General features: G+C 47.2%; 6 protein-coding genes and 2 pseudogenes. 3 read left to right on the top strand and 5 right to left on the bottom strand.

The genetic code is table 11. From position 1 onward, the window contains the following. From DXA15_RS09320 to DXA15_RS09300, 5 genes and pseudogenes are all read right to left on the bottom strand, one after another. On the bottom strand, window positions 1-1637 hold a 1637-nt coding region (locus tag DXA15_RS09320; RefSeq protein ID WP_128133862.1), incomplete at its 3' end, for a DEAD/DEAH box helicase. Between the two features lie 473 nt (window positions 1638-2110). Next, window positions 2111-3690: pseudogene (locus tag DXA15_RS09315) on the bottom strand (peptide chain release factor 3). A gap of 86 nt (window positions 3691-3776) precedes the next feature. Beyond that, on the bottom strand, window positions 3777-4637 hold the full coding sequence (rfbD, locus tag DXA15_RS09310; protein WP_128133861.1) for a dTDP-4-dehydrorhamnose reductase: 861 nt from the start codon (window positions 4635-4637) through the stop codon (window positions 3777-3779). A gap of 4 nt (window positions 4638-4641) precedes the next feature. Next, the gene (locus DXA15_RS09305; protein ID WP_128133860.1) at window positions 4642-5190 is read right to left on the bottom strand and encodes a DUF4924 family protein; all 549 of its coding nucleotides are present in this window, start codon (window positions 5188-5190) and stop codon (window positions 4642-4644) included. Continuing rightward, complete coding sequence (locus DXA15_RS09300; protein ID WP_046146539.1) at window positions 5187-6113, bottom strand: Mur ligase family protein; 927 nt, start codon at window positions 6111-6113, stop codon at window positions 5187-5189. The genes DXA15_RS09305 and DXA15_RS09300 overlap by 4 nt, the downstream gene beginning before the upstream one ends. Before the next feature lie 95 nt (window positions 6114-6208). Between DXA15_RS09300 and DXA15_RS09295 the strand changes: the two genes are divergently transcribed. The 3 genes and pseudogenes from DXA15_RS09295 to DXA15_RS09285 all read left to right on the top strand — a co-directional run bounded on the left by DXA15_RS09295 (window position 6209) and on the right by DXA15_RS09285 (window position 11440). Further along, the gene (locus DXA15_RS09295) at window positions 6209-7039 is read left to right on the top strand and encodes an MBL fold metallo-hydrolase (protein WP_128133859.1); all 831 of its coding nucleotides are present in this window, start codon (window positions 6209-6211) and stop codon (window positions 7037-7039) included. Between the two features lie 125 nt (window positions 7040-7164). Next, a pseudogene (locus DXA15_RS09290) lies at window positions 7165-9485 on the top strand (family 20 glycosylhydrolase). A gap of 95 nt (window positions 9486-9580) precedes the next feature. Continuing rightward, complete coding sequence (locus tag DXA15_RS09285) at window positions 9581-11440, top strand: ATP-binding protein (protein WP_010800649.1); 1860 nt, start codon at window positions 9581-9583, stop codon at window positions 11438-11440. Window positions 11441-11482 lie beyond the last annotated feature (42 nt).

Genomic DNA, 11482 nt, shown 5'->3' with positions numbered 1-11482 from the left:
AACGTCCCTTTCTTCCGGGCAATCCGCTGGGTGTTGCACCAGTTTCCCAGCTTCCCTTCGGCTGCCTGCGGCCAGCGTCCTTCACGCTCCTTATATTCGATCAAACGTTCATACATTACCGGCCACGCATCCAACTCCGCCAGCATATCATCCACACGGGCACGGATATCAGACAGAAATCCAGTTACCTCAAATTCCATAAAGCCTTTAAAGCTCTTTGGGGCACGAACCGCCGGATGATAAACCAACTCCCTTGACATAGCCTCATAAACAGAACGCCCCGAAAGGTTATTGACGAAGTCAAGTACTACCGGATGCCGGTCCGAACCGGCTTTCAGGCAACGGCCCAACTGCTGCAAGGCAACTACATAAGATTCCGTCCGACGCAGGAACATGGCAGCATCTACTCCTTCCACATGCAATCCTTCGATCAACATATTTATAGAGAAAAGGACATGCAGTTTTCCCGTTTCCTTACGAAAACGACGCAACGTCTTTTCATTCTCCCGGTTACTCAGCCCGTTATGAATCTCGAATGTCTCCGTCTCAAAGCCCGCCTGCCCGAGCCAGTTCGATACTTCGGGAACCATATGCTGAAGGTCTTCCTTGTCTTTACAGAAAACAAGCATTTTCTTTACCTCTTTCGGCAGATAACGCCGGATCAGTTCCGATGCACTCAACGAACCGCGAAAATCCAGTCGGGCAAAGTCTATTTTGTCCTGAATATGCTTGCGCCTTTCAGAAGTACAGTCACTCCTGTTCAGCATACGCTGTACCTTATCCAGTTGGTTATTCAGATCGAATACGCTCTGCACCAGGACAGGAACAGGCAGTATCTTATAATACCAGGCCATAGACAAAGACAGTTCATGGAACAGGTTCCCCTTGAAATAGACCTCTACCGTATCGAGCATCTCTTCGGGACGTATCGGAGTGGCCGACATTCCCAGTACACGGGCTTCCGGATTGTTATCTATTACTTCCTGTACGGCCTTTCCCCATACCTCCGCTCCGAAATGATGGAACTCGTCGATAATGATATGATTTGCTTTGAGTTCACCGACTGTACCGCGATTCAGGACTAATGCCTGGAAAGTCCGGTAGGCGACATGCGGCATTGTCCTGCCGATTGCTTTTTTGATCTCGGCAATGATCGTAACGTTGGGAGCGATAACCACTATATCATCTTCCGAATGATTGACGATATAGCGGGCAATCAGGTAAGACTTTCCTGTTCCGGTCGCCTGTACAACGGCTCCGATTCTGTTCGTTTTGAATCCTTCCTCGATGGCCCGATAAGCCGCTTCATTATGCGAAAAGAGTTCAATATGCTTTCCCGTCTCCAGACTTCTCAGATAGCTTTCATCCGAAACAGTCAGTCCATGCAGTTCAAAGGAAAGTGCCTCCGGCAGATAACCGCCATGAGCCAGGATGCGGAACTGGTTACAGCTACACATTTCCCCGATACGCTGCATTTCAGTATACAACTTGTCCACTTCCGGCAAGCCGACAGGTTCCTTATTCCATACCTCTTTCACAATGAAAGTAACGGAATCCTCCCTGAAGCCTACCAGCAGACAACCGGATTCTTCAGTGACAAAATAATGGTAAGAATGATAAAGATCGCGAAGTGACATTGAGAAAATATGTCAATACTAGAAATAATTGAATCATCTGTTTATTGACTGGTTGTAACTGTCTCCCCTCTTGAGAGGGGGTAGGGGGTGTGTTAAAGCCAGTCAATAAAACAAGCCTTGTTACAGGTTTATTTGCCGTCTGCTTCAGCTGACGGATTAGTAAAGGGTTTATCTCATTGGACTTTAGTCCCATTTCTTACAAGTTCCTATCTAGGAGAAATGTGGCTGAAGCCAAAAGAGAGAAACAACTTGTAAACCGTCAGCTGAAGCAGACGGCAAATGAACCTTTAATAGCCAAGTGACTCTGATTATGGTGGTTGTATGGCGGGGATATGACACACCCCCTTCCCCCTCTCGAGAGGGGAGCCAGGTACAACCGGTCAATAATCGGATAGTTCATATTTGATAAATTTTGGATGAATCCCAATCCCCCAATTTATGGTGAAAAGTGGCAAAGCCGGACACGTTCCTTATCAGAATTCCGAAGTAAAATGGAACCTGATATCCGGGAAATCCTGCTGTGCCATGGTCAGCACATAACCGGAATCGGCCAGGTAGACGTCACGCCCTTCTTTGTCGAGCGCCATATACTGGGATTTACGTTTCTTGAAATTCTCTAAAGCAACAGGATTGTCACTCTCGATCCAGCAGGCTTTGTACAGGCTGATCGGTTCCCATTTACATTGTGCGCCGTATTCATGCAGCAAGCGGTACTGGATAACCTCAAACTGCAACTGCCCTACCGTACCGATAATCTTGCGGCCATTGAACTGGTTGGTGAAAAGCTGTGCCACACCTTCGTCCATCAACTGCTCGATACCTTTGTTCAATTGCTTGGCTTTCATCGGATCGGCATTTTCAATGTATTTGAACATTTCCGGAGAGAAGCTGGGCAATCCCTTGAAATGAAGTTCTTCACCGGAAGTCAGCGTATCACCGATCTTGAAATTCCCGGTATCCGGCAAACCGATAATATCGCCGGCAAAAGCCTCGTCCACCGTCTCCTTCTTCTGTGCCATAAAAGCAGTCGGGCTACTGAAACGCACTTGTTTGCCAAAGCGGACATGTTTATAAGGAGCGTTACGCTCGAAACGGCCGGAACAGATCTTCACGAAAGCAATACAACTGCGATGGTTCGGGTCCATATTGGCATGTATCTTAAAGATAAAGCCGGTAAAGCTATCCTCTTCCGGTTCAACCACACGTTCCACCGCCTGGATAGGACGGGGAGACGGAGCAATCTTGATAAAGCAATCCAGCAACTCCTTCACACCGAAGTTGTTCAGGCAGAGCCGAAAAAGACAGGGGCTATATCCCCTTTCAGATACGTATCCACATCGAACTCCGGATAAACGCCTTCGATCAACTCGATGTCCGCACGCAACTTTTCTGCCAGCGTATCGCCGATATGGTTTTCCAGCTCCGGGCTGTTGATGTCGTTGAACTCGATCTTTTCCGTCACATACTGTTTGCTCGGCGTATAGAGGTCGAGTTTCTGTTCATATATATTATATACCCCTTTGAAACGCTGTCCCATATCGATCGGCCAGCTCAGAGGGCGCACCTTTATCTGCAATTCTTCTTCTATCTCATCCAGAAGGTCGAAAGGATCTTTACCGTCACGGTCCATCTTGTTGACAAACACGATCACCGGTGTCTTGCGCATACGGCAGACTTCCATCAACTTACGGGTCTGGGCTTCCACACCTTTGGCAATGTCGATTACAATAATTACACTGTCTACGGCTGTTAACGTACGGAAAGTATCTTCGGCAAAGTCCTGGTGGCCCGGGGTATCGAGGATATTTACTTTATGGTCGTCATAGTCGAAAGCCATCACAGAGGTTGCAACGGAGATTCCACGTTGTTTTTCTATTTCCATCCAGTCGGAGGTCGCTGTCTTTTTGATCTTGTTGGACTTAACAGCTCCTGCCACATGGATCGCGCCACCGAACAACAGTAGTTTTTCCGTCAATGTGGTCTTACCGGCATCCGGGTGGCTGACAATAGCAAACGTTCTTCTTCTTTTAATCTCTTCTGAATACTGACTCATTTTTATATCGTTTATTTTATTTCAAACAGGGTTATGAACAGGGTTTTCAACATACTTATCAACATATCAACAGGGTTATCAACAACCTACAGTTTCTCCATGCAAACGCGGAGACTCTCTTCCCAATGCGGGATGACAATGCCGTATGTTTCTTTTATCTTCCTCTTATTCAACACGCTATAAGGAGGACGGACCGCCTTTGTCGGGTAATCTTTCGTTTCGATCGGACGGACGCGGCATTCTATTCCGGCCACCTCAAGGATTTTCACCGTAAAATCATACCAACTGCAAACACCTTCATTGGAAAAATGATAAATCCCCGGCACAAAGGCATCCCGCTCGCCAGAGTCAACCACCGTGAGAATGGCTGCAGCCAGGTCGCCTGCATAAGTCGGCGTCCCGATCTGGTCGAATACGAAACCGAGCTCATCCCGTTCTTTTCCCAGACGGAGCACGGTCTTCACGAAATTATTCCCGAACTCCGAATATAACCAGGCGGTACGGATAATCACCGCATCGGGACAAACTTCCTGTAAAATCTCTTCACCGGCCAATTTGGTCCGGCCGTAAGCCGAAACAGGACGAGTGGCATCGGTCTCCACATAAGGACGACAGTTTGTTCCACTAAATACATAATCGGTAGAGATGTGAATCATTTTAGCTCCCGCCTCATGTGCAGCTTTACCCAGTACACCGACAGCAAAAGTATTGATGCGGCGGCACAGGGCTTCGTCGTCTTCCGCCTTATCGACGGCTGTATAGGCGGCACAGTTCAATATATAGTTCACTCCGTTGTCCTTTATCATCGCCCGCACAGCAGCAGGATCGGTAATGTCCAACGTGTCGACATCTGTAAACAGGAAATTATATCCGGAATATTTGCCGGCAAACAAACGAATCGAATTACCCAGTTGCCCATTGGCACCGGTTACCAGAATTGTTTTCATGTCATTAATCTTCTAATTTCAATTCTCCGTTCATATCTTCACGATACTTTTCGGCAAGGAGGGCCAAAAAAGAACTGATCTGTTTGATCGCTTCCTGCGTTTCCGGACTGACGGTCTTTCCCTGCATACGGAGAAGCAGATAGCCATAGATTGCATTAAAACAGGTCTCCAGTTCAGGTAAGTCCTCTCCTCCGGATTTTGCGCGGAGTTGTACTATATAAGGGAGCGTTTTATAGTAGGCCGCCCCGTAAACCATTTCTTTCGTAGATTTAAGCAGCCGCAGATGCAGGTCGGTCAGGGCAATGATGACATTCTTGTTCAACTGGATATGTCCTTTTTCCTTGACACCTTCGCTACGCATCATCTCAATCAGTTCCTCATACCATCCGGCTATTTCTTCCTTCACTTCGTCCGGCTGGTCGTATTGGGCGATCACCGTACGGCGGATCGAATCGATGTCAAACTGGTTGGCACGTATCAGGTCTTCCACCTGCCACATGTATAACAAATACTCGGCTATATTTTCTTTTCTTTTTTGCTTCGCTACAATCATGGTTGCAAAGATACACTATATTCGGATATCGCCCGATAGAAATCAGCATCTTTAACACCTAACTGACGGCATGCCAGACGTGCAGCATTGAGGTTTGTCAGGAAATAACTGTCCGGGACATGTATCGGGAAATCCCCGTAACGGGTCTGGAGGAACGTCGCCCCGTCTTTCTCGATCACAGGATGTTCGCCGTAAGAGATAGCTGTAATATCCTCGCGCACTTCCTCTGCCAGTTGCTTCACAGCCGGGTCGCCTTCAAAATAGATCAGTTTGCCTTCACGCTCGATCAGGGTCGTGAAGTTCCTGAACGTATCATAATAAGCATCCGGAGTGGGATGGTCGGTATCCGGTGTCCATGACAGATTGGTCAATATCGCGATATGGGGACGGAAAAACTCCAGCTGGAAACGTTTCTCCAAAGCAGACGTAACATGTTCATCTCCTTCGATCAGGGCAATACGTGCTTCATAGCTCATATGTACACGGTTCGGCAACAAAGGAATCTCACTGGTCAGGGCATAGTCGAAGGCCAACTTCTGCCGCTGAAGGGCACGAATAATCATCGAGATAATTGTCTTCTTTCCGCGGCTTCCCGCAACAACTACCCGTGTCTTCTCTTTGGTCCGCTGAAATATAAATTCAGGTATAGAGAGAATTAATAACCCTAATTCCTTAGCTCTTATCAGTTCCGGATTATCCTGTTTGACAGTGGCACCCAGAACGACAAAATTATTATCCTTTGTTAATCTCTCCGGAAACCAACCGTTTCCATGGCAAGTACAACCGGCAGCATGCAGCTTTGCTATCACATCTTCTGTTATACCATTGCCGGAAACACTCACATCATATCCCTTCTCATGAATAGCCAAAGCCAGGTCAAGCACAAGAGGTTCGGTTACGGAGATTAAATGAACTTTTCGCATCACTTTGAATTTGTCGCAAATGTACACATTTTCATCAAGCATCAACGTATAAGGAATAGAAAAAACATGCTTATCTTTGACACAAAAAAAGTGAAATGGATATACAGATAATCGATACGGGCTACTTTTATGCAGATGGCGGCGCCATGTTCGGAGCGATTCCGAAAACTGCCTGGAGCCGGCGTTACCCCAGCAACGAAACAAACGGCTGCGTCCTGGCAATGAGGAGCCTGCTCATATCAACCGTTCCTGAAAAAGTGATCCTTATCGACAACGGAGCAGGCACGAAACATCTCCGGCAACTGAGCTATTATAATTTCTTCGACCTGGTCGATCTGGGGGAAGAATTACATAAGCGCGGCATCTCGCCCGGACAAGTGACGGACGTTGTCCTCACCCACCTGCATTTTGACCATTGCGGTTATTCAACCTTAAAAAATGAAGAGACGGGAGAAATCTATCCGGCCTTTCCCAACGCAACATACTGGGTCAGCCGCAGGCAATGGGAAAATTTCCTGCATCCGAACGCACTGGAAAAGGATTCTTACTTCATAGAAAACATGAAGGCGATAGCCGACAACGGGCAACTGCGCCTCATCGATGCCGACACGCAGCTTTGTCCGGACATCGACCTGCGCCTCTTCGACGGACATACGCCGGGACAGATCGTACCTTATATTCAAACCGGCGGACAGACTTTCGTCTTTGCCGGAGACGTGATTCCCCTGGCAGCCAGTGTTTCGCCGGAGTGGATTTCGGCTTACGATACTTTCCCGGTCACTTCTTATCAGGAAAAAGTCCGCATGCTGGAAGAAGCCGCCAGGGAAGGTCAAGTCCTTATTTACTGTCATGATGCTTATACCAGATGCAGTACGGTAAAGAAAGTCAACGACTTTTTCAAGAAAGATAAAACAATAGAAATATAGTAAGTTTACCGATTAGCATCCGGATTCATTTCAGAAATAAAATAAATCACTATCTTTGGAAACAATCTGTTACAGATCATAAGATATATGAAAAAGACATTATCATTTATAACTTTTAATAACGCATGAATAAACTAAGCAAACTAACGCTGTTATGTGCAGCTTTTGCCGGAATGATGGCATGTTCCGATGGTAAAGTCGCGAAAGGCGATTACGGCATCATCCCTCTTCCGCAGGAAGTTTCCATGGTCAATGGAAGCTCTTTTGTGTTAACGCCTTCTACTTCTATCATTTACCCGGAAGGGAATGACTTACTGAAACAGGCTGGCGAGTTCCTGGCTTCTTATATTAAGGAAGCAACCGGCTATGCCCCGAAAGTGGGGACGGCAAAAAGTTCCAAGCCGATCCATTTGTCGGTCGACAAAAGCATCTCCAACCCTGAAGGTTACCGGCTGACCGTTACTCCGGAAGGAATCGAGATTGCTGGCGCGAGCGAAGCCGGCGTATTCTACGGCGTACAGACTTTACGCAAATCGATTCCCGCAGTAGCCGAGGGGATGAACATCGAACTCCCGGCCGTAACGATCAACGACTATCCCCGTTTCGCTTATCGCGGAATGCATCTGGATGTGTCGCGCCACTTCTTCCCGACTGATTCTATTAAGAAATACATCGACATATTGGCATTGCACAATATGAACACTCTCCACTGGCATCTTTCCGACGACCAGGGATGGCGTATCGAGATCAAGAAATATCCGGAACTGACGACAATCGGTTCCCAACGCAAAGAAACAGTGATCGGACGTAACTCCGGTGAATATGACGGCAAGCCTTATGGCGGTTTCTATACTCAGAACGAAATCCGCGACGTCATTGCCTACGCCAAAGAACGCTTCGTCACAATCATCCCCGAGATCGACCTGCCCGGACACCAGCAGGCAGCATTGGCGGCTTATCCGGACCTGGGTTGTACAGGCGGCCCGTATGAAGTATGGACACAATGGGGCATTTCCGACGATGTGATCTGTGCCGGAAACGACAAGGCAATGCAGTTCCTGGAGGATGTGCTGTCAGAGGTAATCGACCTGTTCCCGTCCGAATATATCCATATCGGAGGCGATGAATGTCCGAAAGTACGCTGGAAAACTTGTCCGAAATGCCAGGCACGCATCAAAGCGGAAGGCATCAAGGGAGACCAGAAACACAGCGCCGAAGAATATCTGCAAAGCTACGTGATCTCACGCATGGAAAAATTTGTGGAAAGCAAAGGACGCCATATCATCGGCTGGGATGAAATCCTGGAAGGCGGACTGGCTCCGAATGCGACGGTAATGAGCTGGCGTGGTGTTGACGGCGGTATCGAGGCTGCCAAACAGCATCACAATGTGATCATGACACCGAATACCTACCTTTATTTCGACTATTACCAGTCTACCGACACAGAAAACGAACCGCTGGCTATCGGTGGTTACCTGCCGCTGGAACGGGTTTATTCACTGGAACCGACTACCGGTATTCCTGACGAATATAAGAAATATGTGATCGGTGTACAGGCAAACCTTTGGACAGAGTATATCCCGACATTCTCACAGGTTGAATACATGGTTATGCCGCGTATGGCAGCCCTTGCCGAAGTGCAGTGGACCGACCCGAGCAAGAAAGAATACCAGAGTTTCCTACCCCACCTGGTCCGTATGACAAAACTGTATGACCGCCTGGGTTACAACTATGCCAAGAATATCTTTGACATTCACGCAGAATTCACCACCGATACGGAGAACAGCGAAGTCGTCGTAACTCTCTCTACCCTGGGTGACGGTGATATCTACTACACACTCGACGGCAGCGAACCGACAAGCGCAAGCAATAAATATGAAGCTCCCGTAAAGATCAAGGAAAACGCAACCATAAAAGCCGTTGTCGTTCGTCCGACAGGCAACAGCCGCGTATTCTCTGAAAAAATCAATTTCAGCAAATCGACGGCAAAACCCGTTACTTTGCGTGTAGCTCCGAGTAAAGGATACGATTTCAAAGGTGGTCCTGAAATGACGGACGGCCTGACCGGTGATACAAATTACAAAACCGGCCGTTGGCTGGGCTTCCAGGGAAAAGACCTGGATGCGGCGATCGACCTGAAACAGCCGGTCGAAATCAGCAAGGTGGCTTTCAATACCAATGTGGTTAAAGGCGACTGGATCATGGGGCTGCCGGAGTTACCGTAAAGGTATCCGAAGACGGTAAGAACTTCAGGGAAGTGGTATCCAAAACAATCCCGTCCCTGAAACAAACCGATAAGGATGGCATCTATCCGCAGGAAATTACCTTCGATCCGGTAAAAGCCCGTTACGTGGAAGTGATCATCAAAAGTGACAAACTGCCGGCATGGCATGGCGGCGCAGGTAATCCGGCCTATCTGTTCGTAGACGAAATTATTATTCAATAGGGTAAAACATCAACATTAAAGCCGTCTAAAAGACTTACCTCTTTCCGACAGTAAGTCTTTCAGACGGCTTTTTTACTTCAAATTATACAGGCTTTATGCGAAAAGCAATCATCATGCTAAGCCTTTTCCTCTGCCATTTCACACTAGTATACGGTAATAATCAAGGCAAGCAGGAATACATCCTTGTTCTGAACTCCGTTAATTACGACGAAGTCTGGACGAACGGAGTCTATCAATCTATCTACAACACCTTTAATGGCTCGCAATATGCAATCCGCACAGAAGAACTGATGGTTCCTACCATCGCGAACGCGGATGAAGCCGAAGCCAAAAGAAACTCCTTACTGGAAAAATATCCCATACGCCCCAAAGTAGTTGTCTTTATAGGCGATCCCGGATGGATAGTATACCGTTCCTTATTCGACAGCGAATGGAAAGAGGTCCCTGTCTTAATCTGCTATTCACGCAAAACCATGCCAGGTTGCATCGAAAATCTTCTTTCCCGGAATATATCGGACAAAGAACTTGTCCCTGCCAGCCAGATGTTGAAAGGCTATAATATAACAACCTTATATCAACCTTTCTATATGAAAGAGACGATTGAACTCATGCAACGTATTCAACCGGAGATAAAAAATATTGCTTTCATATCCGATAATCGCTATATCAGCCTGTGTGCACAAAAAGAAGTGGAACAAGCAATGGCTGACTATTATCCGTCCCTGAAGTTAGATATTCTCACTACAACCCGGCTTTCAACCGAACAGTTGCTGGACACAATATCACGTTACAATAAAGAAACCGGAATATTGTATTACTCCTGGTTCTCTAAACAGGTTCAAGAAAATAATTACCTGAATGACAACATACAACGAATCGTTTACGGCTTTGCCCATAATCCGGTATTTACCGTTGCCGACCTACAAGCGGAAAACGGGAACTTTGCTGGAGGTCATTATATCTCGCTACCCGACTTTAGCGAGGAGGTTATTCATACTTTACAGCAAATAGTAGACGGCACTCCGGCTCGTGATATCCAGCCGCACAACGGAGGTGAACCACAAACCTACCTGAACTACCGGCATTTGAAACTACATAATACCGACAGCAATCTCTATCCTCGCAATGCGGTCTATTATCAGCGTCCTCCGAGTTTCTATGAACAGAACAAACTGGCTATTATCTGTATCATCGCACTTGCTTGTGCCATAGTCATAATCCTGGTGATGAGACTCCGGTTTTACTGGCAAGTACAACAGGAAATACGCGAACGCGAAAAAGCCGAAGAAGCCAACCGCCTTAAATCAGCCTTCCTGGCAAACATGAGCCATGAGATACGCACCCCGCTGAATGCGATCATCGGCTTCTCCACCCTGTTAGCCAATGAAGAAAATCTGGAAGAAAGGCAAGAATTCATCAAGATCATCGAGAACAACAATGAGTTATTGCTCCAACTGATCAACGACATACTGGACCTCTCCAAAATTGAGGCAGGAACCCTGGAGTTCATCTACTCGGACGTAGACGTGAATTCTTTACTGACGGAGATAGAACAAAGCAGCCGCATCCGTAACCGGCATCCGGAAATCCAAATCTCTTTCGAAGAACGTCTGCCACAATGCATCATCCATACGGAACGAAACCGCCTGACCCAGGTCATAAACAACCTGCTGACCAACTCTATGAAGTTTACAACCCTGGGAAGTATCCGCTTCGGTTATCGACAGGAAGGCAACAGGCTGCGTTTCTATGTAAAAGACACCGGATGCGGCATCCCTGCGGATAAGATAGATTCAGTCTTCGGACGTTTCGTCAAACTGAACAACTTCCAGCAAGGGACCGGCCTCGGCCTCTCCATCTGCAAAACCATCGTAGAAAAGCTCGGCGGAGAGATAGGTGTCGAGTCGAAAGAAGGGGTAGGGACTTTATTCTGGTTTACTATTAAGGTTGAATAAAGTTCTTCTTTCATTTCTTACAATACATTTCAGGATTTCAAA

Source organism: Parabacteroides sp. AM58-2XD (assembly GCF_003463685.1).
Taxonomy (GTDB): Bacteria; Bacteroidota; Bacteroidia; order Bacteroidales; family Tannerellaceae; genus Parabacteroides; species Parabacteroides segnis.
Note: the sequence above shows the minus strand (reverse complement) of the source record. Positions and strands in the feature narration are given on the sequence as shown.